The organism is Desulfosporosinus burensis (genome assembly GCF_054657535.1).
Window position 1 is genome coordinate 1 of sequence record NZ_BAAHYN010000003.1, and the last position, 22,832, is coordinate 22,832.

The 22,832-nt window shown below is 46.4% G+C and carries 27 protein-coding genes; all 27 read right to left on the minus strand.

Annotated elements, in window-relative coordinates:
- Positions 1-1,025: NADH-quinone oxidoreductase subunit N (locus tag ACYQ3Q_RS05240; RefSeq protein ID WP_459927585.1), on the minus strand; the 1,025-nt coding region annotated here is incomplete at its 3' end.
- Positions 1,025-2,572 (minus strand): complex I subunit 4 family protein, encoded by a 1,548-nt coding sequence (locus ACYQ3Q_RS05245; protein WP_459927586.1) that lies wholly within the window; start codon positions 2,570-2,572, stop codon positions 1,025-1,027. The genes ACYQ3Q_RS05245 and ACYQ3Q_RS05240, both read right to left, overlap by 1 nt.
- Positions 2,572-4,524, minus strand: a complete 1,953-nt coding sequence (nuoL, locus tag ACYQ3Q_RS05250; protein WP_459927587.1) for an NADH-quinone oxidoreductase subunit L — start codon at positions 4,522-4,524, stop codon at positions 2,572-2,574. The genes ACYQ3Q_RS05245 and nuoL overlap by 1 nt, the downstream gene beginning before the upstream one ends.
- A 21-nt stretch (positions 4,525-4,545) precedes the next feature.
- Entirely contained in the window at positions 4,546-4,890 is a 345-nt protein-coding gene (nuoK, locus tag ACYQ3Q_RS05255) for an NADH-quinone oxidoreductase subunit NuoK (RefSeq protein WP_034143437.1), read from the minus strand.
- Positions 4,887-5,390, minus strand: a complete 504-nt coding sequence (locus ACYQ3Q_RS05260; RefSeq protein WP_459927588.1) for an NADH-quinone oxidoreductase subunit J family protein — start codon at positions 5,388-5,390, stop codon at positions 4,887-4,889. Before ACYQ3Q_RS05260 ends, nuoK begins: the two co-directional genes overlap by 4 nt.
- Positions 5,391-5,392: 2 nt before the next feature.
- Positions 5,393-5,794: a NuoI/complex I 23 kDa subunit family protein gene (locus tag ACYQ3Q_RS05265; RefSeq protein ID WP_459927589.1), complete on the minus strand. Its 402-nt coding sequence runs from the start codon at positions 5,792-5,794 to the stop codon at positions 5,393-5,395.
- A gap of 4 nt (positions 5,795-5,798) precedes the next feature.
- Positions 5,799-6,866, minus strand: coding sequence for an NADH-quinone oxidoreductase subunit NuoH (gene nuoH / locus ACYQ3Q_RS05270; RefSeq protein ID WP_459927590.1), 1,068 nt, complete (start codon positions 6,864-6,866; stop codon positions 5,799-5,801).
- A 25-nt stretch (positions 6,867-6,891) separates the two neighbouring features.
- Positions 6,892-7,995, minus strand: a complete 1,104-nt coding sequence (locus tag ACYQ3Q_RS05275; protein WP_459927591.1) for an NADH-quinone oxidoreductase subunit D — start codon at positions 7,993-7,995, stop codon at positions 6,892-6,894.
- An 11-nt stretch (positions 7,996-8,006) separates the two neighbouring features.
- Positions 8,007-8,495, minus strand: a complete 489-nt coding sequence (locus ACYQ3Q_RS05280; RefSeq protein ID WP_034140328.1) for an NADH-quinone oxidoreductase subunit C — start codon at positions 8,493-8,495, stop codon at positions 8,007-8,009.
- Complete coding sequence (locus tag ACYQ3Q_RS05285) at positions 8,485-9,006, minus strand: NADH-quinone oxidoreductase subunit B (protein ID WP_034140327.1); 522 nt, start codon at positions 9,004-9,006, stop codon at positions 8,485-8,487. Before ACYQ3Q_RS05285 ends, ACYQ3Q_RS05280 begins: the two co-directional genes overlap by 11 nt.
- Positions 8,997-9,356: an NADH-quinone oxidoreductase subunit A gene (locus tag ACYQ3Q_RS05290; protein WP_459927592.1), complete on the minus strand. Its 360-nt coding sequence runs from the start codon at positions 9,354-9,356 to the stop codon at positions 8,997-8,999. Before ACYQ3Q_RS05290 ends, ACYQ3Q_RS05285 begins: the two co-directional genes overlap by 10 nt.
- 115 nt (positions 9,357-9,471) lie before the next feature.
- The gene (locus ACYQ3Q_RS05295; RefSeq protein WP_459927593.1) at positions 9,472-10,254 is read right to left on the minus strand and encodes a ribonuclease HII; all 783 of its coding nucleotides are present in this window, start codon (positions 10,252-10,254) and stop codon (positions 9,472-9,474) included.
- A 101-nt stretch (positions 10,255-10,355) separates the two neighbouring features.
- On the minus strand, positions 10,356-11,192 hold the full coding sequence (ylqF, locus tag ACYQ3Q_RS05300; RefSeq protein ID WP_459927594.1) for a ribosome biogenesis GTPase YlqF: 837 nt from the start codon (positions 11,190-11,192) through the stop codon (positions 10,356-10,358).
- 207 nt (positions 11,193-11,399) lie between these two features.
- A complete protein-coding gene (gene lepB / locus ACYQ3Q_RS05305) occupies positions 11,400-11,912 on the minus strand; it encodes a signal peptidase I (protein WP_459927595.1) in 513 nt (170 codons plus the stop codon).
- Between the two features lie 368 nt (positions 11,913-12,280).
- Complete coding sequence (gene rplS, locus ACYQ3Q_RS05310; RefSeq protein ID WP_034140323.1) at positions 12,281-12,628, minus strand: 50S ribosomal protein L19; 348 nt, start codon at positions 12,626-12,628, stop codon at positions 12,281-12,283.
- A 147-nt stretch (positions 12,629-12,775) separates the two neighbouring features.
- Entirely contained in the window at positions 12,776-13,333 is a 558-nt protein-coding gene (locus ACYQ3Q_RS05315) for an RNA methyltransferase (protein ID WP_459927596.1), read from the minus strand.
- Between the two features lie 225 nt (positions 13,334-13,558).
- On the minus strand, positions 13,559-14,368 hold the full coding sequence (gene trmD / locus ACYQ3Q_RS05320) for a tRNA (guanosine(37)-N1)-methyltransferase TrmD (protein ID WP_459927597.1): 810 nt from the start codon (positions 14,366-14,368) through the stop codon (positions 13,559-13,561).
- A gap of 81 nt (positions 14,369-14,449) precedes the next feature.
- On the minus strand, positions 14,450-14,953 hold the full coding sequence (gene rimM, locus ACYQ3Q_RS05325) for a ribosome maturation factor RimM (RefSeq protein ID WP_459927598.1): 504 nt from the start codon (positions 14,951-14,953) through the stop codon (positions 14,450-14,452).
- Between the two features lie 64 nt (positions 14,954-15,017).
- The gene (locus ACYQ3Q_RS05330) at positions 15,018-15,248 is read right to left on the minus strand and encodes a KH domain-containing protein (RefSeq protein ID WP_034140319.1); all 231 of its coding nucleotides are present in this window, start codon (positions 15,246-15,248) and stop codon (positions 15,018-15,020) included.
- A gap of 25 nt (positions 15,249-15,273) precedes the next feature.
- On the minus strand, positions 15,274-15,540 hold the full coding sequence (gene rpsP / locus ACYQ3Q_RS05335) for a 30S ribosomal protein S16 (RefSeq protein WP_034140318.1): 267 nt from the start codon (positions 15,538-15,540) through the stop codon (positions 15,274-15,276).
- Between the two features lie 339 nt (positions 15,541-15,879).
- Positions 15,880-16,251, minus strand: a complete 372-nt coding sequence (locus tag ACYQ3Q_RS05340) for a hypothetical protein (protein ID WP_459927599.1) — start codon at positions 16,249-16,251, stop codon at positions 15,880-15,882.
- 134 nt (positions 16,252-16,385) lie between these two features.
- Positions 16,386-17,744, minus strand: a complete 1,359-nt coding sequence (gene ffh, locus ACYQ3Q_RS05345; RefSeq protein ID WP_459927600.1) for a signal recognition particle protein — start codon at positions 17,742-17,744, stop codon at positions 16,386-16,388.
- A gap of 102 nt (positions 17,745-17,846) precedes the next feature.
- A complete protein-coding gene (locus ACYQ3Q_RS05350) occupies positions 17,847-18,215 on the minus strand; it encodes a putative DNA-binding protein (protein WP_459927601.1) in 369 nt (122 codons plus the stop codon).
- A gap of 268 nt (positions 18,216-18,483) precedes the next feature.
- The gene (locus ACYQ3Q_RS05355; RefSeq protein ID WP_459927602.1) at positions 18,484-19,785 is read right to left on the minus strand and encodes an amidohydrolase; all 1,302 of its coding nucleotides are present in this window, start codon (positions 19,783-19,785) and stop codon (positions 18,484-18,486) included.
- 12 nt (positions 19,786-19,797) lie between these two features.
- Positions 19,798-20,835, minus strand: a complete 1,038-nt coding sequence (gene mtnA / locus ACYQ3Q_RS05360; protein WP_459927603.1) for an S-methyl-5-thioribose-1-phosphate isomerase — start codon at positions 20,833-20,835, stop codon at positions 19,798-19,800.
- Between the two features lie 14 nt (positions 20,836-20,849).
- Positions 20,850-21,632, minus strand: coding sequence for an S-methyl-5'-thioadenosine phosphorylase (gene mtnP, locus ACYQ3Q_RS05365; RefSeq protein ID WP_459927940.1), 783 nt, complete (start codon positions 21,630-21,632; stop codon positions 20,850-20,852).
- Positions 21,632-22,567, minus strand: a complete 936-nt coding sequence (gene ftsY, locus ACYQ3Q_RS05370) for a signal recognition particle-docking protein FtsY (RefSeq protein WP_459927941.1) — start codon at positions 22,565-22,567, stop codon at positions 21,632-21,634. The genes mtnP and ftsY overlap by 1 nt, the downstream gene beginning before the upstream one ends.
- Between the last annotated feature and the right edge of the window lie 265 nt (positions 22,568-22,832).

The window sequence follows — 22,832 nt, forward strand, 5'->3', positions numbered from 1 at the left end:
AAGGCTCCCATATTGGCGAAGACATAGATCATCGCATAGAAGAGGACTCCTTTGATTCCCGCTGATGATTCGGCGATAATACCCACCATGAGATAACCCGCTTGCGCTATGCTGGAAAACGCCAGCAAGCGCTTAATGTTGGTTTGTGGTATGGCAATCAAGTTACCCACAATCATCGTAATGGCCGCCATCACCACTAAGAGGGATTGGCCTGTCGCTGAAAAGGCTTGACTGTTCATCGTTAAGAGATACACTCGAATCAGCACGGCGAAGGCTGCTGCTTTGGAAGCAATGGCCAAAAATGCCGTAACCGGTGTCGGTGCCCCTTCATAAATATCGGGGGACCAAAGATGGAACGGAACCAAGGAAATCTTAAAACCCAAGCCTGCCAGGATGAACGCTGTCGCCAGGAAGGACGCGGGGCTCAAGTTCCCACCCAGGGCACCGGCGATTTCCGTCAGTTGGGTGGAGCCGGTCAACCCATAAATCAGGCTGATGCCGTAAAGCAAGATGGCCGAAGACGTGGCACCTAAGACCAGATATTTGATGCCTGCTTCTGAAGAACGGGCGTCATTGGCTAAATAGGCGACCAGGATATAGAAGGAAATCGTCATCAGCTCAAGGCCAACATACATGGTTATCAGTTCGCCTGCTCCAGCCATCAGCATCATTCCCAAGGTGGCCATTAAGAGCAAGGCGTAGAATTCTCCACGGTGTTTCGGTAATTTCTGCACATACCCCCCTGACGAGAGCACCACGAGCAGGGCAGCCGCTAAGAAGAGCACTTTGAAATAGACTGCGAACTGATCGTGCATATAGAGTCCGTCTAGGAACGAGGCATACTCACCGTTGAAAAAGTCAGACAAGGTATAACCCAGAACCCCTAAGAGCGAGAACACGGTCAGTGGCATCATGCCTTGGCGAGCACCGGCTGGAATCAGGAGTCCAATGGCCATCAACATTAAGGCCAGGGTGGCCAGCGCAATTTCAGGCGTGAGCACGGTTGCGAGATTGAACTCTACCATTAGAACAACCCTCCCATCTTCACCTGACTTACCGTCTCAAGGACCTTAGCAAGGCCTGAGGAGGTAACTCCGGTATCGATCAAACCCAGTAATACGTTCGGGAATATGCCGCCAAAAAAGATCACGAACCCGAATAAGACGAGTGGAACTAATTCAACCCCTCGAATGTCCGTGAGATGATCCCATTCGGAACGACGCGGCCCGAACATAACGTTCGCAATAATCCGTAAGATATAGACGGCTGTAAAGATAATCCCGGCAATTCCGAGCACCGTTTGCACGGGGAGAACCTTGATGGCTCCCATAAAGATGGTGAACTCAGCAATGAAGTTCACGGTTCCCGGCAAGCCGAGCGAGGCCATACCTGCAATCACAAACCCCGTGGCCAAGCGTGGCATTTGATGGGCCAGTCCGCCTAGATCCGCGATATTGCGTGTATGGGTCTTCTCGTAGATAAACCCTATCATGGCGAAGAAGAGCGCTGCCATGACTCCGTGCGCAAACATCATGGCCACGGCACCGGTGGCGGCTGTCGGGTTCAAGGCCGCGATGGCGATGATCACGTAGCCCATATGGCTTACGGAGGAGTATCCGACGACATATTTGAGGTCTTTTTGCGCCAAGGCGATGAAGGCCGCATAGAGGACGCTGATCACAGCCAGCGTGGCAATGTACGGTGCCCAGAAACTTGCGCCCACCGGCAGGACATAAACCCCTAACCGAATTAAGCCATAGCCCCCAATTTTCTTTAACACGCCTGCGTGAATCATACTCACGGCGGTCGGCGCACCGGCATATCCGTCAGGAGACCAGGAGTGGAAGGGGAACATGGAGATCAAGGATCCAAAACCAATCACCATTAAGGCAAAGGCGACCTTTTGGAACGCCGGACTAAACAGGTCTTGCCTTGCGGCTAGTTCATCAAACATAAAGGTTGGATTGCCATTGACGGCGGCTGCTAGGTAAAGGGCAACCATGCCAACCAGCAGGAAGGCCGATCCAATCAGCAAGTAAATGGTTAACTTCATACCCGCGTATTCTTTACTAACCCGTTTCGTACTTCCCCAGATGATGACCATGATGTAGATTGGAATGACCACGATTTCATAGCAGAGGAAGAAGATAAACAGGTCGCGGGCTATAAAGGTTCCCATGACTCCGGCAATCAGAATCAGCAATAGAATAAAGAACTCTTTGACTCGCTTATCAATATTCCAGGAGGCATAGATGGACGCAAACCCGATCAGGTTGGTCAGTAGAAGCATGGGTAAGCTTAAGCCGTCGACGCCTAAGGCTAAGTTGACCCCGAGATCGGGAACCCAGGGAATCGTTAGGGTAAACTGCATCCCACCCTCTGCCCATTGATAGGCGAAGAAGGCGTAAAGAGAGAGCACCAAAGACACTAACATTCCCAGCGCTGCTACGATTTTTATGGTTTTGGCCTCTTCCTTGGGCAAGAAGACGATCAAGAGCATGGCCACTAACGGAGCTAGCAGCGTGAAGGGCAGAAGCAGGGATAGTGAATCCACGGTTGGTAGTACCGACATTATTTCACACCTCCTAGCGTTGCTAAGGGGTTAAACTTAAGTGCCGTCAGTTGATCTTCCCCAAAGGCGAAGACTAAGAAGATGACGACCACTGCGATAAAGAACACCATAGCGTACGTTTGTAGTTGTCCTGTGTTCGTCCGACGGAGAACCTTGCCACTGCCGCGCGTGATCAGGGCTAGTCCATTGACCACTCCGTCAACGACATAGATGTCAAACCAGTACAGGACTTTACCCAAGCCATCCATGAGGTTATGAATGATCCAGAGATAGAACTCATCCACATAGTATTTATTTTTGAGGACTTTATACACGAAGGGGAAGCGGGCAACAACATTCTCGGCTGAGATCGCTTGTTTGACGTAGGTAGCGTAAGCCAAACCAATCCCCAGCGCTCCCGCCAGCACGGAAATCCCGGCTAAGCCCCAGGCGATCGCTTCATGATGGAATTCTCCATAGCGGACATAGTACGCAAAATTATGCTCTGGTAAGGCTACAAATCCCCCGAAGACGCTGAAGAAGGCAAGGATCATGAGGGGGATGGTCATACTCCAAGGGGATTCATGGGGATGGTTTTCGGCTTTTTCAGGTCCCATGAAGACCACAAAGAACAATCTTGACATATAAAAGGCGGTTAAGAAGGCCGTAAACAGACCCACTGAATAAATAATGGGGTGGCCATTATGCAGGGCGTTGGCTAAGATTTCGTCTTTCGACCAGAATCCTGCAAACGGCGGCATGCCAGAGATGGCTAAGACCCCAATGAAAAAGGTGGTTCCGGTGATCGGCATCTTCTTCCAAAGTCCACCCATATCCCAAATGTTTTGTTTATGATGCAAGGCATAGATGACGGAACCTGCGCCTAAGAACATTAAGGCTTTGAAGAAGGCATGGGTCATGAGGTGAAACATGGAGCCTGAGTAGGAACCGACTCCGAGCGCAAACATCATATAGCCGAGTTGACTTAAGGTCGAGTAAGCCAGGATCCGTTTAATGTCATCTTGGACGACCGCAATCGAGGCCGCAAAGATGGCGGTGAACGCCCCTAACCCTGCAATAAACTGCAGCGCTTCTGGGGAGGCAAAATCAAACAGAAAATACATGCGAGCAACTAAATAAACCCCGGCAACCACCATGGTGGCGGCATGAATCAAAGCACTCACAGGGGTAGGACCTTCCATGGCATCCGGGAGCCACACGTGCAGTGGAAATTGGCCCGATTTCCCGATCGGTCCCATAAAGATCAGGAACGCCGTGATCGTCACATAGCCTGCGGTTCCAACCACTAAGACATCCTGAAAATTGGTGTTTAAGGCGGCGGATAGCGCCACAAAATCCAGCGTGCCAAACTTCGTATAGAGGAACAGCATCCCGAGCAGTAAGCCGAAGTCTCCGACACGGGTGGTCATAAACGCTTTCTTGGCAGCTTCCCGTGCCGATACTTTGAAGAACCAGAAGCCAATTAACAAATAGGAACAGAGTCCGACTAATTCCCAGAAAATGAACAATTGTAACAAGTTCGTCGCCAGAACCATGCCCAGCATGGAGGATGCAAACAACGACTGGTACGCATAATACCGTGAGAAACCCTCATCCCCGTGCATATAGCCCAACGAGTAGATCTGTACCATCGAGGCTACTAGGGTCACTACGAACAGCATCATAGCACTTAGGGGATCAATGATGGTTCCAAAATCAATCTCTAACCCCGCAATACTCAGCCAATTCACTGTTACGATCGCTGGATGTTCCACAATTTTTTCGCCCGCCTGAATAACGCCGAGGCCTATCGCTATCGCTAAGCCCAACGAGGCGAGAATCGCCAGAATCGACACTGTGGAAGACAGTCCTTTGGATCGCTTCGTGATAAAGGCGATGATTAGAAACGACAAGAAGGGCAAAGCAGGAATTAACCACGCCCACTGAAAGAGATCATGCATTTCCTTGAACACCTACCTTCTCCATAGTCTCTCTTACCACTTCAACCAAGTTAATTCGTCCACGTTGGTCGATTGACGGTTACGATAAATCGTAATGATCAAGGCCAGTCCCACCGCCACTTCGGCGGCCGCTACGACGATCACGAAAAGTGCCGCCACGTGCCCTGTCAGCACATAGTGTATGTCAATCTTTTCGTTCCAAATAAACCGGTTGAACGCCACAAAATTAATATTAACCGCATTAAGCATCAGCTCAATGGACATCAGGACTGCAATGATATTTCGCTTGGCAAAGACCCCGTAAAGTCCGATACAAAAGAGCATCGCTCCCACTAGGAGATACGTCGAAAGCCCGACACTAAAATTTGCTAAACTCATTTGCTCTCCTTCACTCCCTTCGCCAAGATCACGGCTCCGACTAAGGCTACGGTGAGCAAGACTGCCGCCGCTTCAAATGGAATCATAAACCGAGTGAGTAACAGGAGCGAAAGGTCCTCTGCTGAGCCGCCGCTCGTCCACGGTGTGGCCAAAACGCGCCAGTCCGCATTGGAGAGAATGACGAGCCCCATGATCACAAAAACTGAACCCGAGATCAGCGCTCCGGTTAGCCAACTACGGTTTTCTGGATTGCTATCACAGATATCACCACGCAGAGTCAGCATGACTGCGAAGACGACCATCAAGGAGACCGCTGCCGTATAGATTAACAACTGCACCGCTGCCAAATAGTCGGCATTCAAGAGAATATAGAGCACGGCAACTCCCGAAAACGAAAGGGCTAGATAGAGCGCACTGTGCACAATGTTCTTGGAGGTCACGACACCCCAAGCGGCTGCAATCGACAGGATCGCAAAAATAAAGAAAACGATAGTGCCCATGCTCACTCCACCTTCCCTTTTCGCTCCGCGCGTTGAATCATATCCCACTGCATGTCGTCCGGCTCATAGATCGCGTTTTCAAAGTCTTGAGTTACCTTTAAAGCCTTGGTTGGACAGACTTCTGCACACATACCACAGAACAAACAGCGACCCACATCCATATGATAGGTTTTGAGAACTTTTTTATTGGCTTCATTCTTTTCGCTGGTCAATTTGATGACTGAGTTAGGGCAGGCCATCGCGCACATATTGCAAGAAATGCACTTATCCTTTTCAAGCCCCATGGAACTACGCACCCTAGTCGGAAGGTTCGGTTTTTCCTCAGGGTAAAACTCAGTGATATTCGGACCGACCATGCGTTTGAATGTGATGCCTAGACCTTGTAGTAGACCTTTACCAAACACTGTGTCACCCTCCCATCACGAATCGGTAAATGTAAATTCCTAGACCCGTTAACAAAATGTTTAAAATTGAAAGTGGTAACAAGACCTTCCAAGCCAAGTGCATTAAATGGTCAATACGTATTCTCGGGAAGGTCCAACGAGCCCACATCATAAAGAAAATGATAACTCCGACTTTCATAAAGAACCAAACATATCCTGGTAAGAAAGCAGGACCTTGCCAACCGCCTAAAAATACAGTCGCGGCAAGTGCCGACACAGCGGTCATGTTCCCGTATTCACCAAGGAAAAATAATCCCCAGCGAAGTCCCGTATACTCAGTAAACGGTCCAGCTACAACTTCCTGATCCGCTTCAACTAAGTCAAAGGGCGCACGGTTTAGCTCTGCCATTCCTGCAATAATGAAGATCACAAAGGCTAGAGGTTGAAGCATTATGAAAGGAACCGTTCCTTGAGCTTCTACAATCACTCCTAAGTTAAAGGATTGAGTGATCATGACGACCCCTAGTAATGAAAAGAGTAAAGGAATTTCGTAACTGATCATTTGGGCAACTGCTCGCATGCCGCCGAGTAACGAGTATTTATTATTGGATCCCCAGCCCGCCATTAAGAAGCTTAAGGTTGAAATTGAGGAGATCGCAACAAAGTAAAAGATACCTAAATCGAGATTAATCGGCGCCAGTCCATCCCCAAAGGGTATGACTGCCAGGGTCATCATTGGGAGACAGAAGATAATCATCGGTGCAACTTTGAAAATGAACTTATCAGCACCTGCAGGGGTAACATCTTCTTTACCCATGAGTTTTAAGGCATCAGCTATGGTCTGGAACCATCCGCGCGGACCGAGACGATTGGGCCCTGGCCTTTGTGAAGTCCAACCTGCTACTTTGCGTTCAAGTAAGATCAAAATCAAAGCAGCCAGGACAACAATGATAACCACGATGATAAAATTTATCACATTCATGGTTAAATTAGCCCAAACTGAGTGGGGATCCGCAAAAAGACTACGGATGAAAGCCGCAATAATCAAAAACAGATTATCTAGAGTCTCCAGCAGATAATTTAGAGTCTCCATCTTATTCTCCCCTCATCGCAATTTACTACTTATCAACTTCACCCAATACAGCATCTAAGGTGGCAAAAATAGCTACAACATCTTGAATTTTCCAGCCTTTAGCTACTATTGGGAGCATTTGTAAGTTTATGAATGTAGCTGGTCGGATACGGACCCGTGAAGGCTTAGTCGTTCCATCACTGACAATATAAAATCCTAGTTCTCCTTTGGGGTTCTCAACACGGTGATATACTTCCCCCACCGGTGGTTTAATAACCTTGGGAACCTTGGCCATAATCGGACCGTCGGGAATGTCACGGACTGCTTGTTTAATGATTTTGATACTTTCCACAATCTCATCCATCCGGATTATGGTACGATCATAGCTATCGCACCCTGTTCGAACCGGCACATCAAAGTCAAATCGATTGTAGATACTGTAAGGTTCTGCTTTACGCACGTCGTAATTGACACCAGAGGCTCGTAAGACTGGACCCGTGATCGAAAGATTTTCCGCCATTTCCTTGGATAAGATACCCACGTTCTTTAACCGACCCATTGCAATTTCATTGCCGAAAAAGATACCATAATACTCTTCAAGCATCTCAGGCGTGTCATCAAGAAACGATTTTAAAGCAGGCCAGAATTCTTCCGGTGGCTCTGCAATCATTCCTCCTATGCGCATAATGTTGACGGTTAAGCGACTTCCTGCGGTCATTTCGTACATATCACAAATCCGTTCACGATCTCGGAAAGCATAAGACCATGCTGACCAGCCCGCCATATCGAGTGCTGTACTGGCAATCATAACTTGGTGGCTAGCAATCCGCGCAAGTTCACCAAAGATAATTCGTAGGTATTCCGCACGTTCTGGTATTTCAACACCCATCAGTTTCTCTACCGTTTGCACGTAGGCCCAGTTATTATGGGGTGAGGCCAAGTAATCCAACCGATCTGTATAAGGTATAAACTGAGAATAAGTCCGACTTTCAGCTAGTTTTTCCATGCCTCGATGTAAATACCCAATTTTCGGTTCGATATTGGTAATCGTTTCTCCTGATAAATGGACCACCATGCGAAACAGACCATGCATACTCGGGTGCTGGGGGCCCATGTTTAAGATAAGTTCTTCCGTTTTTTCAATCGACATGACGTTTCCCCCTATTCCCCTTCTATTCGCGTGCGCACGACATTGCGAACCTCGATGGGCTCGGTCACATAGTCTTTGCGAAGCGGATATCCTTCAAAATCATCCCACATATAAATCCTCTTCAGATTAGGGTGTCCCTTAAACTTAATGCCAAACATGTCGTAGGCTTCACGCTCTAGATAGTTTGCACCCTCCCATATACGAGTTGCGGAATCAATCACCGGATTTTCACGGTCCATGCTCGCCTTCACTCGCAAGAGCTGTGGCCCATGGAGGCTTGATAATTGATAAACGACTTCTAAATGATCTCCACCGTCTACACCACATAGGTCGTGCAGAAAGTCACATGGGACATCGGGGAAGTTTTTAGCACCGATTAAGGTTTCAGAAATAAATGGAGCTTTAACTTTTAAAACAAGTACTCCGAAACTCTCTTCAACTTCACCGTTCACCCGGGTAGCAAGTTCGTCCACATATCGGCTTAATACTTTATTTTCCATGTCTCATTAACCTCACCTTAGCGGGATTTGAAACTTTATATTGAAGTTGCAAAAGCCCATAAATTAAGGATTCTGGCCTTGGAGGGCAACCTGGGATGTAAACGTCGACTGGTAGAATCTTATCGACACCCGCCAACATAGAGTAAGAATCGACGAAGGGGCCTCCAGCATTTGCACAACTGCCCATGGCGATTACCCATTTTGGCTCAGGCATTTGGTCATAAATTCGTCTTAACAGTGGGGCCATCTTGCGTGTGCAGGTTCCCGCTACAATCATAACATCAGCCTGACGCGGTGAAGCACGGAAAACCTCATAACCAAAGCGGGAAATATCGTAACGAGGTCCACCGGTAGCCATCATTTCGATCGCACAGCAAGCTAAGCCCAGAGTGACCGGCCAGAAGGAATGCCCTCTTGCCCAGTTCAAGGCTTTATCGATCGTAGTAACCAAAACATTTTTTTCAATCAACGCTTCCTCTTCGCGAAGACGTTTTTCTGAGGCTACATCCACTCTAGAGCACCTTCTTTCCAAGCATACCAGTAACCAACTAAGAGAATGACAATAAAGATGAACATTTCCACGAAGGCAAACGTTCCCAGTTTTTGGAACGTTAAGGCCCAAGGATACAAGAATATTGTTTCAACACTAAAGGCAGCAAAAACTAAGGCATACATAAAATAATTGCTCTTAAAACCGAGCCATGTTCTTCCGATGGTCTCGTTACCACATTCATAAGTTGTTAACTTCTCTTTATGTGGTTTATTGGGCGCCAGCAATTTTGGCATAATCATCATAATGATAGCTACCGCTATTGCACCTACAAGAAACACACCTACTGCAGCAAAATTATTATCAAGCATTGACTAACCTCCCTTCATAAAAATTTTCAATAGCATGCTTCTATATGCTAAGCATATTGTGCCACAACCATCGATAATGGTCAATTAATAGAGTATTCTGTTAATTTCTTCCTACTTAACTAATAGATGTCTCTTGCTTCACCGGAGTAAAACTCTTTCGGTGCAGCGGACATGGTCCTAAGCGCTTTAGAACCTGCATGTGTTCGTTTGTGCCATACCCCTTGTTCTTCGAAAACGTATATTCCGGATAAAGAGAATGAAGTTGAACCATCAAGCGATCCCGTGTCACTTTTGCTAAGATCGAGGCCGCCGCAATTGAGGCACTTAAACGATCTCCCCCTATGAGCGGAAGCTGAGGAAGTTGTATTTCAGGGAGTATTAGGGCGTCGATTAGTAAGTAGTGGGGGCGAACTGTTAAGCCTTCTATCGAGCGCTTCATGGCCAATTTAGTCGCTTGCAAAATATTCAAGGCGTCAATCTCAGCTGGTTCAGCACTTCCAATGGCATAATCAATCGCTTGGTTTTGAATTTGAATAAAGAGCTTTTCTCGTTTGCTTTCCGTCAGCATTTTCGAATCATTAAGTCCGGGTAAATCAAACTTCGCAGGTAATATACAAGCCCCTGCAATGACCGGTCCAGCTAACGGTCCCCGGCCAGCTTCATCAATTCCCGCCAGTAATAAATATCCTTTTTCCCATAACTTTTTCTCTTCCACAAGCAGTTTCTGGATACGGATTTGTTCAAGCACTTCTGCTTGTTGACACTTGATTAGACGATCGGCTAGTCGTCGAACACCTTGGCGCTGATCGTTTTGGCAGGCAATCAGCATGCGAGGTGAAGGGTCCTTAAAGAGTGCTTCTTCAACTTCCCTAATATTCATCCGGGATAACTGCTCCACACTTTTCACCTCTTCTCTCTATAAAATTCAGTTCAACGAAATAAGACAATCTCCTTTTTTTAGTTATAAGTGTTCGCTATACTCATGGTAACACTTCATCATTAATCACCGTTCGGTAAGACATCCATGGTAATTGGACCAAGTTGCCCCATTCGAAGTTCACGCAGGAAAATTTGGGCCGCTTTTAGGGTATCAACTCGTCCACCATGAATCAAGCATCCTCGTTTCCGTCCCAAGCTCTCCAAGGTGACCCCTGAATCCGGAACTTGATAGCGAAGTAAGGCATTGGGAGTATACAACGTTAGCCAGTCTATAATCCATGTCGATAACTCCTCTATATCAAAAACATCATCTTTTATGGCGCCGAGTGCCGCTAGCTTTCGACCGACTTCGGGGTCATCAAATTTGGGCCATAACATCCCTGGAGTATCGAGAAGTTCAACTCGTTCATGAATCCTAACCCATTGATTTCCCCGAGTCACCCCTGGCTTATTCCCTACTTTCGCTTGGGCTCCACCGGTTAATTGATTGATTAAAGAGGATTTACCTATGTTCGGAATCCCAACAATCATCACCTTAATCATCTGCTGACGGATGCCCTTTTGCGCTTGCTTTGCTTGTTTAACTTGGACCATGCGTTCCAGTTCAGGTACAATCTGTTTAACCCCTAGTCCTGTAGTTGCACTAACCGCATAAACGGGACCTGATTTTTTTAAGTATGTGAGCCACTTTGCCGTCAACTTAGAGTCGGCTAAATCTGCTTTATTCAGCACTAACACCCTTGCCTTATTACTTAGTAATTTATCCAGCATCGGGTTACGGCTACTAATGGGTATACGAGCATCGGCAAGTTCTAAAACAACATCAACCCATTGAAGTTGTTCCAGTAAAAGACGTCTTGCTTTAGCCATATGCCCTGGAAACCATTGAATACTCATGAATATCCCTCATCATTCTTCTCGCATAGCCTTCACAGTATTGGGAGCAAATCCCTATAATTAGAAGAACCCCCAGTGAGGCAGAGTACGGGGTACCACTCCCACTTGAAGTGGGAGTCTCCCGATTGGATAATAAATTCTTCATAATGAAGGATGACGTTTAAGGTCGACTTAGCGATATACCCTAGTTTCGCAGTTCCTTCCTCGCTAAAAGAACCTAAAACGCTGCAAGGGGTAATAAATAAACCAAGCTTTACCAAGTAGATCATTTTTAGGAAGAAGACCCCATTCTCGAGAGTCTTCGCTCTCACGGCGATTATCCCCTAACACAAATACCTTATCTACTGGTACAATTTCTGGACCATAGGGTGGGTAATCCCCGGGTTTGACGTAAGGTTCCTCAATTGCAGCGCCATTGACAAAGACTTTATTATCACGAAGTTCAACCGTTTCACCCTCTACTGCAATTACTCGTTTTACGAAAGTTCGCTTTAAGTCCTTTGGAAAAGCAAATACAATCACATCTCCACGAGTTGGAGCCCACATGCGATACGAAAGTCGATTGACAATAATACGGTCACCCGGAATAAGACCGGGTTCCATAGAAGGTGATGGAATTAAATAGGGTTGTAATACTGCCCAACGCAATAACCCACCAGTCAGCAATACTACGCCAAGCAATATCAAAACCCATTTTGTTTTTGACTTCTTATGCTCCATTATTTCGCTCCCCTCTTGCACTACTCTTTTAGTATGAACAAGATTTAGAAGAGCATACGTTGAAGAACTACCTTAAAAAAAATTTAGTTTATGTTCTTTTGAAATAAATTCAAACAAATACTATTTCTGATAGCAGTAAAAAAAGAGCCAGATTGCTCTAGCTCTTTTATCCAACTTTCAGTCACCCATTTCTAATATTGGGTTTCTTCTTAACTTAGGTGGGTCCTCTTGCGCCGCGAAGTGATCCTTTTGTAGGATCACGGCTACGGTGATAGTCTCCAGTGCGACTATCGTACCGAAGACTAACGTCACAGGAGCCTTTCCAATCTCAAGTTAAGATATCAACTTTAGCTGGACGAGTTCACTGCTTAGCCGATACGACGATCGCGAATTCTCGCCGCTTTACCTGAGAGTGAACGTAGATAGTAAAGCTTAGCCCGGCGAACAACACCTCGACGTGCCACCTCAATTTTTTCCAAACGAGGTGAATGTAAAGGGAAAGTTCGTTCTACCCCAACGCCAGCAAAAACACGACGAACAGTGAAGGTCTCTCTGATGCCGCCACCTTTCATTGCGATGACAAGCCCTTCAAAAACCTGAATACGCTCACGAGTACCCTCTACAATACGCACATGTACGCGTACTGTATCTCCTGGCCGGAAGTTAGGAAGATCCTTTTTCATTTGCTCTTCTTCAATCATCCGAATATAATCCATTATAATATTCCCCCCTTCCTTGCCTAGATGTTCATACACTGACTTTCAGCGAGCGGACCATCTGTCATAGACCAATTTATTTTATCACAACCTATTGGGTTATGCAATTAGTTTCTTAAACCGTCTCTTTGATTCATGCTTTTTAGCTTAGTGACCACGTAGTCGGTCTAAAATAATGGCCACTGCGGAACGAACCGACAAGTGATTATACGCTGTCGGTCCATAGATTGGCTCCAATATTTGGTCCATGTTCTCAACATCTTCTTTGAGCAACCCCCAACCCGTTCCAAACAACAACAGAATAGGGGTTTCAGACGTTTCTATGTCCTCACGAAGCTGTGAATAAGTAACAGTATTGGCATATTTTCGAGCATCAGTAGCAACTTTAATCGGCCCTATTCCGTGCATTTCTTTAATCTCAGCATAAACTTCAGCTAAATTATCTGCGATTTTCACTCTTGAAAACGCTTCTTGGCGATCTGGATTATAGTCTGCACCATAACCCTCTTGCCAGAAACCCATGATTCGTTTAGCCAACTGACGCTGGGCTTCAGCAGGATGAACTACGTAATAACGTTTTACACCATAAGTAGTGGCGCAGCGCGCGATATCATGAAGATCTAGATTTGTGATCGAAGTTGCGACTGTCTCCATGTTTTTATTATAGACAGGGGCATGAATTAGTGCTAAATAGATGTCTGCCACGCAGATTTCCTCCCAATCGTACTTCTTGAAATTAGTGGCCCCTTTATCGATGTTCGAGGTTCGAACTACGAACCAAGACTAATGGCGGTTAGCCATCGGATGTAGGAAACCTACTTCGGTGGAGTTCCGCTCTATCCGAAGTCTAGTTGAACTTATCCAGGGGCTTAATCGATGTTTCGATGTTCAATATTCGAACTTCGAACCACGAACCACGACTAGTGGTGGTTAGCCATCGGATATAGTCCGCCGTCTTCGTTTAGGCTTTGGGCAAAGGTTTTCCCATTTCTCCCGCAAAATTGCCATCTCAGGGTATTCAAGGAGAAGTTCCTCCATAATTGGATAATCCTCCACGCTAAACGTCATTCCACTCATTAAATCCGGACGCCGTAAAAATGTACGCCGCAGAGATTCCTTTTTTCGCCATCGTCTTATCATTGCATGGTGCCCCGATAACAACACATCCGGAACCTTCTGCCCTTCAAAATCAGCTGGTCGAGTATATTGCGGGTATTCCAATAGCACAGAGGAGTGCGAATCCTCCTCTACAGAAGCACCCTCACCGAGCACTCCTGGAATAAGTCGTGCTACGGAATCAATCATAACCATTGCTGCTAGCTCGCCGCCCGTCAATACATAGTCCCCTAGGGAAGCTTCTTCATCGGCTAAGTCACGAATACGCTCATCAAAACCTTCATAATGCCCACATATAAAAACAAGTTCTTCCTGGGTCGACCACTGCTTAGCTTTTTCTTGGTGAAAGACTTCCCCTTGCGGGGACATGAGAAGAACCCTCCGCCCAGCACTAACCTGGGGCAAATCTCGAATTGCCGCATAAATAGGTTCAGGTTTTAAGAGCATCCCTGCTCCCCCTCCATAGGGGACATCATCGACATTTTTATGTTTACTGGTCGCATAATCCCTGAAATTAACCAGCTTAATCTGTATCAAACCGGTCTCTTGTGCGCGCTTCAAAATGCTTTCTTGCAGAGGCGCAAACATTTCAGGAAATAATGTTAAAACAGTTATTTTCAACATTCGTTGTCTAACCCCCCCAAATCGTGGTTCGAAGTTCGTGATTCGTGGTTCGAACTACGAATATCGATTATCGATTATCGATTATCGATTATCGAGTAGGCCTGGGGGAAGTATGACATCCATACGCCGCCCCGGAACATCTACACGCTGAACCACACTTTTCAGGGCTGGGACACATAGTTCCCCTTTGGTCCCTTTGACCAAATAGACATCATTTGCCCCAGTTTCCAAGACCTGAGATAAGGTACCTAGCAAGGCATCGCCCTCATAGACTTGCATTCCTTCAAGCTCGAAATAGTACCATCCTTCTTTGAGAGGAGGGACTTCGGATCGGTCAATACGCACTTCCCACCCTCTGTACTTTTCTGCCTGTTCTAAAGATTCTATTCCTTCAACTGTAAGATAGACAAACTCCATCTGTTTACGAGCTGAAATAACTTTGAAGTGTTGATCGTTCTCTCCAAGTCGCAAGGTTACTTTTTGCAGATTTTGAAACCGATCAGGGTCTGTTGTTAACGGGTAAATCTTCAACTCACCATCATACCCCTGTGGACGTAACACTTCACCAATCAGCACTTCATCCATTCTCTTTGCTCCTTTCGAGCAGATAGTTTTAAACGTTGAGAAGGGCATTAAGCCCTTCTCAACGTTATTGATCAATGTCCATATGAACTCGGCGTCCATCTTTGACGGCAGCCGCTTTAACCAGCGTACGAATAGCGTTTGCGATCTTCCCCTGTTTCCCGATAACCTTTCCCATGTCCTCAGGTGCAACTTTCAATTGTAAATGCACACTTTTCTCAGTCTCAGACTGGATAACGAGAACTTGGTCAGAATGATCCACCAACGCTTTCGCGAGGATTTCTACTAATTCCTTCACAGGAACCACCCCCCAAACTCTACACTTAGTTCTTGGACTCGTGGAATTTGGTCATGATACCAGCTTGGCTCAGCAAAGACTTAGCAGTATTTGAAGGCTGAGCTCCTGTTGATAACCATTTGATAGCCTTTTCCTCATCGATATTTAAAACTACCGGGCTTTTTGTTGGATCATAATACCCAATTTGTTCAATGAAACGACCATCACGGGGAGCTTTAGCATCAGCAATAACCATGCGGTAGAACGGATTCTTTTTTGCGCCCATTCGGCATAAACGGATTTTAGTAGCCATGTTTTCACCTCCTCATTTATCGAGGTTCGAGGTTCGAAGTTCGAGGTTCGAATGACTAGCATCCAAGATCGTACATCTCACATTTTGCCCCTAAATTAGTTCTACTAAACTTCTTATGGAGTTTAAACTCCATTAAAGAGTTTTTTATATAAACAACGCTTATTATAGCGTGGTCCATCAAAGTAAATGCGTGGTTCGAGGCAGAGCCCCGAAACCTTCAGAGTCGTGCATCATGCATGCCAAGAACCGTCCCCAACTTACATTCGAACGGGGCTGTGCACCAAGGACGCCACTTTTGCCCGAACCCCGAGCCCCATAGAAAGAGCTTGTGCAAGTTATTCAAGTTCGCAAGTCAAGAACCGTCCCCAACTTGCACGACTTGCATAGCTTTCCGTTCCACCGACCCAAGCCAAGGACGCAGTGTGACACGAGCGCGACGTCTTTACGTAAGCAGAATAGCAAACTTCCGTTCAAGCGACCGACCCCAGACACGGGGCAGTGCACAAGGTCCCTTCTCGCCATCACGGCGCCTTGCCATCCATGGCGGCGCTCTAATCTCGAACGTCCTGTTCGAGTCTTGGCTACAGGGACACTCGGCCATCCTTGGCCAGCGGATGTGCACTGCCGCCAACCGAGCCAAGGTCCCTTCTCGCCGTCCATGGCTACAGGGACACTAGACCATCCATGGTCGTCGGACGGCGAGTTTGGCACGATAGTCTCCAGTGGAGATTATCGCCGTAGGCGGGTTCTTTTATATAATACTATCGCCGAAGGATGAACCCCGATCCCCACAGTAGGAGCTTGAACGATTAGTTTGCTCTGCGTCGTAAGCACCGAGCGCTGTGTCACACAAGTCCTCTAAAGCCCGGCTTCTTGCCCTTTTTACCTTTTTTACCTCCGAGCATACCCAAGGCGCCGCCGCCACCAGCAAATTGCTTCATCATCTTTTGCATTTGTTCAAACTGTTTTATGAGGCGACCTACTTCTTGCACTGATGTCCCGCTACCTTTGGCAATCCTCTTTTTGCGAGAATCTTTGATAACTGCGGGTTTCCTGCGCTCCTCTGTCGTCATCGAACGAATGATAGCCTCTATATGGGAAGTATCTTTTTCGTCAATTTGCACATCTTTTAGCTGCTTTCCGACGCCGGGAATCATTTCCAGAATTGAAGAAAGTGGGCCCATTTTTTTCATTTGCTGCATCTGATCCAAAAAATCGTCGAGGGTGAATTCTTGTTTACGTAGCTTCTGTTCCATTTCTTTGGCTTTTTTCTCATCGAAAGACTCTTGAGCCTTCTCGATTAGAGTAAGAACATCCCCCATCCCCAAAATCCGGGAGGCCATACGGTCAGGATGAAAAGGCTCCAAAGCGTCCATTTTCTCCCCTAAACCAACAAATTTCACGGTACACCCTGTGACTGCCTTTATCGAAAGAGCTGCTCCACCACGAGTATCTCCATCCAGTTTTGTGAGAATAACCCCGTCAAGACCTAAATCTCTGTGAAATGACTCAGCGACATTGACTGCATCTTGACCGGTCATCGCGTCGACCACTAGTAATATTTCATGAGGCCTTACTGTAGCTTTAATATCTCGTAATTCGCCCATTAATTCTTCATTGATATGCAACCGACCGGCAGTATCAATGATCACAACATCTTGCCCATTTTGATGAGCCTGTTTTATACTCTCACTAGCAATTTTGGGCGGGGATTCCTGCCCCATAGAAAAAACGGGAACATTCAATTGGTCACCCAAAACCTGCAATTGCTTAATCGCAGCCGGCCGATAAATATCACAGGCTACAAGTAAAGGATGTTTTCCTTGTTTTTTAAGCATATTGGCCAATTTTGCAGCATGAGTCGTTTTTCCTGCCCCTTGTAAGCCTATTAGAAGAATAACCGTTGGGGGCTTCGGGGAGATGAGAATCTTTCCTGTTGCGCCACCCATAAGTTGGATCATTTCTTCATGTACGATCTTAATAACATATTGTGCTGGCGAAAGGGACTCTAGAACTTCCTGCCCGATCGCACGTTCTTTTACCTTAGCAACAAAGTCCTTGACAACTTTAAAGTTAACATCCGCTTCTAATAATGCAACGCGAACTTCACGCATCGCATCATTGACATCCGCTTCCTTTAGCTTGCCCTTTCCTTTTAACCGTTTAAATGTTTCTTGGAGTTTTTCGCTTAGCCCTTGAAACATGCCTGTCCCCGCTTTCGATTTGATCCGCCTTCAAGAGTCTCACTTCTCTTAGTGGGTATTCTGTAGCCATAAACTCCGGCTTCTGACCACCGACTTCTGTTATCATACTGCAGTAATATTTTTAAAAACATCTTCGAACATGCTACGCATTTGACAATGGCGCTCCCAGGCAGCCGGGTTGGTAAAATCTTCTTTATTCAATCCTTCTAACAAAGTTTGCACTTCCATTAACTTTTCACGATCTGTCCAGAACCTCTGAACAAGCCCTAACTTTTCTTCATATTCGGCTAAAATCCGTTCTGTCCGTTTAAGCAAATCATGAATAGCTTGTCGACTAATATGTTCAATCTCAGCAATTTCAGCTAAGGATAGGTCTTGTTGGTAATGCAAATCCCAAACATTTTGTTGTTTCTCAGTAAGAAGTGGACCATAAAAATCTACTAAGAGAGCCATTTCGGCGAGTTTATCCATCGCAACCCCCTGTAAAGCATTATTACTTTACAACCGAATTTTAGACTATATCTATAAGTTTGTCAAGAGTAGTTTAGTATTCTAGTTTGAAATGGTGCCCACTCTGAATTCAAAAAGTCTTTCACTTAACCAAATGGTGAAAGACTCTTTTCGATTAGTGGACTCGTTTATCTGAGAAATTCAGTATGCTCTTTACTCCCTCACCTGAATTAAAGGGATTTTCGGAATTACGTCAGAAGGAACCTTCCGACTGTCAACGGGACGGAAGTTATGCTTCGAACAGGGCAGAAATCCGTTTAGCCCGAGTCTCTGCTTCTTGGCAAACTTTTTTGACATCCATGGTTAATAGTTTTCGTTCTTCCATGAGAAGTTTTCCATCCACCATGACTGTGCGTACATCTCCAGCATGGGCTACATAGACTAGATGCGCTGGAATTGAAAACCGAGGATAGAAATGGGGTTGATCTAGGTCAATGGTGATCAAATCCGCCTTAAAACCGGGGGCAAGCATCCCAACATCTTTTAGCCTAAGTGCCTGGGCCCCCCCTACGGTTGCCATTTCTAACACTTCATAGGCCGGAAGCACCGTTGAATCCAGTCTTAGCTTCTGCTGAAAGGCAGCAGATCTCATCTCTCCAAAAAGATCGAGATTGTTATTGCTTGAAGCTCCGTCTGTACCAAGCCCAACTACGACCCCTTCTGCTCGCAACTCCGGTATGGGGGCGGTTCCACTATTTAGTTTCATGTTACTTTCCGGATTGTGGGCCACACAAACCTGCCTGCAAGCTAAAATTTCTCGATCTTCCGGCGTTAAGTGGACACAGTGCGCTGCCACTACGTGTCCTCCTAAGATTCCAAGCCCTTCAAGCCACTGAACAGGGGTTTTTCCATATTGATCTTGAATGATTTTAATCTCATCCAGGGTTTCTGCGACATGAATATGAATACCAACACCCAGTCGATCTGCCTCTGCTTTCACAAGCTGGAGGTACTCTCCTGAGCATGTATAGGGTGCGTGGGGACCGAACATAACCTGCACACGCCCTCCACCCGCCCCGTGGTACTGCTTCACTAAATCGAGGCTTTCTTGGAGGGCTAGATTTCCGTTCGGTCCGTTCCCGATCATTCCTCGAGAAAGAACAGCACGTGTTCCAGCCTGCAGTACTGCTTCCGCAACTTGATCCATGGAGGCATACATGTCGAGCATCGTGGTCGTTCCAGAGCGTATCATTTCACAAAGCGCTAAGGCTGTCCCCCAATAAATATCCTCCGCCGTTAACTTATCTTCAAAAGGCCAAACTTTCTCGTTGAGCCAAGGCATGAGCGGAAGATCGTCTGCATAGCTCCTGAGCAAAGTCATGGCTGCATGAGTATGAGTGTTAATCAAGCCGGGCATTACCACATCATCCGGCAAATCCAGAATTCGATCCGGCCTAAATCCTGGCGGTGCTGAACCCCTTTCCCCTACTGAAACAATCCTGTCACCGTCGATTGCAACTTCCCCTTGGGGATAAAATAAATCTGGTTCGGTCATGGGCAAAACCATAGCCCTAATTAAAAATTTGGACATAGCTTCATCTCCTTACGGGCGAACCATTAATTTCAGGAGGTTGACCGAATACGGTGCAACAACAATCCCTTTTTCAGTAATGATTCCCGTGATATATTTCGCTGGAGTGACGTCAAAGGCTGGATTATAAACCTTAACCTCCCCAGGTGCCACGGCTATCCCACAAAACTCCTGAATTTCTTTAGCCGACCTTTGTTCGATGGGGATTTCTTGCCCTGTAGCCACTTTTAAATCAATGGTCGAGGTTGGGGCTGCCACATAAAAAGGAATACCATGAGCTTGCGCCAAGACCGCTACCGAGTATGTCCCGATTTTGTTGGCGGTATCACCATTGGCTGCGATGCGGTCTGCACCCACAATCACGAGGTCAATCTTACCTTGCTGCATTAAATACCCAGCCATGTTATCGGCGATCAAGGTCACTGGGATCTTGTCTTGATGAAGTTCCAAGGCCGTTAAACGAGCCCCCTGCAAAAATGGTCGTGTTTCATCAGCATAAACATGGATTCCCTTTCCTGATTCATGAGCCTTTCGAACAACACCAAGGGCAGTTCCATATTCCACCGTAGCTAAGGCTCCCGCATTACAATGGGTCAGGATATTTGCCTTTTCAGGAACAATCTCATTGCCAAATTCTCCAATTAGGCGATTCATACGACGATCATCTTCAGAAATACGATTTGCTTCCTCGAGTAAAATCCGTCGTACATCCTCCAAATCATCAACATCCCAGCACTCCCGTAGCCTGTCCTCCATGCGCCGAAGGGCCCAAAACAAGTTAACGGCTGTGGGACGAGTAGCAGCTAGTCTAGCTTGTACAACATCCATGTAACCTGATAACTCATCTCTACTTCCCTGGTACTCAAGAGCTCCTAACACAAATCCATAGGCAGCAGCTGCTCCAATGGCAGGCGCACCGCGCACTTCCATTTGTTCAATGGCCTCAGCCACTCCCTCATAAGACGTAGCATCTCGATAGACAATTTCCACTGGGAGCTTGGACTGATCTAATATTCGTAATGCATTACCAAGCCATTCAATCGATTTCAAAGTCCCACCGCCTTTTAAAATTTTCCAACTTCAACATTCGCTGAGACACATAGACATTCCTGATCTGGAGACCATAATTCAACGGTCGCTTGAATGAGTTGTGCAACCTTGTTTCCTAATTTCTTAATGCTCTCCATTACTTCGGCATGGCTTAAGCGATGAGCTGCGATTCCAGCCGCTTCATTGGTCACCATCCCGATGGAAGCATAACACATTCCTAGTTCACGTGCCAGAACTACTTCAGGAACACTGGTCATTCCGACAACGTCAGCACCAAGTTGTTGAAACATCCGAATTTCTGCTGGGGTTTCAAAACGTGGACCTTCAGTACAAACATAACATGCCCCATTCTTAACTGCAAACCCTAGGTCTTCTGCCGCATTCACGATTACCTGGCGCACAGCAGAACAATAGGGTTCTGTCATATCGACATGGAGTACACCGTGGTGCCCTCCTTCATAGAAAGTAAATGGGCGACTTTTAGTAAAATCAAGAAACTGGTCGAAGAGGACCAATTCACCCAAGCGGTAATCTGCAGATAGAGAACCGACAGCCGCCGTAGCAAGAATCTTCCGTACGCCTAGTTCACGAAGCGCCCAAATATTTGCCCTGTAATTCACGAGGTGGGGAGGTGTGACATGACCACTGCCATGTCGACTCATGAAAACTAGTTCTCGATTAGCAAGTTTTCCAACTATTGGTTCAACCGTCCCATAGGGAGTCTTCACTGTAATAATGCGCTGTTCAGTGAGGGTAAAGTGTTCAACTCCGGTTCCCCCAATAAGTGCATAATTTATCAGAATGCTTCCTCCTCTTCAGGGTTTCCGAACAATGCTGCTGCAAAATCTAAAGGAACAAACGGTCGCAAATCTTCCATTGCTTCACCAATGCCAATGAATTTTACCGGAATCCGAGTTTCCCCTTGAATTCCCAGCACAACTCCCCCTTTGGCCGTTCCATCCAACTTAGTCAAGACGATTCCAGTCACGCCGGCCACTTCCTGAAAAAGTTTTGCTTGTTGCAAAGCGTTTTGTCCTGTCGTAGCATCTAACACAAGTAAGACTTCATGAGGTGCACCTGGAATTTCGCGTTCAATCACCCGCTTGACCTTTCTCAGCTCTTCCATTAGGTTTACCTTATTGTGAAGACGACCAGCCGTATCCACAATTACAACATCGATATTACGAGACTTAGCAGCAAGGACTGCATCATAGGCAACGGCAGCAGGGTCTGCACCTTCCCGCTGTTTAATCACTTCTACCCCGCATCGTTCTCCCCAAATCTCAAGTTGGTCAATGGCTGCAGCCCGAAAGGTATCTCCAGCTGCCATCATAACCCGTTTGCCGTCCTTTTTGAAGCGGTTAGCGAGCTTACCAATGGTTGTGGTTTTACCCACTCCGTTGACCCCAACCACGAGAATAATGCTTGGACCTTGCTTGGCGAAGGTGAGGTGTGTTTCTTCCCCTAATAACTCCCCGATTAATTCTTGTAGGACTAGGGTCAGTTCACTTGGCTCAGAAACTTTGCGTAGTTTTACTTCTTTACGTAACCGTTCAACTAATTCAAAGGAGGTGTTGACACCGACATCCGACCGGATCAATACTTCTTCCAATTCTTCAAATAGTTCTTCATCTATTTTCTTGCGACCTGTAAAAACCTGTTCAATCTTTTCCACAAAGTTTTGCCGAGTTTTCGTAAGGCCTGCTTTAAGTTGAGAAAAAAATCCTGCCACGTTTTTCCTTCCTCTCATGGTCACTATTGTCGTTATTTTAACATAATCAAGGGCTTGTCTCAAACATTTTACCATGAAGTCTCCCGATAAAGGAAAAATACTTCCGACGGTCATGGACGACCTAGTGTCGCTGTAGCCATGACCCAACCAAGGATGGTTGAGATTAGAACACCGCCAGGGATGGCAAGGTGTCGTGATGGCGAGAAGCGACCGCTGGCCATGGACAACTGAATGTCCCTGTACCCAAGTTCAAAAAGGACGCTTG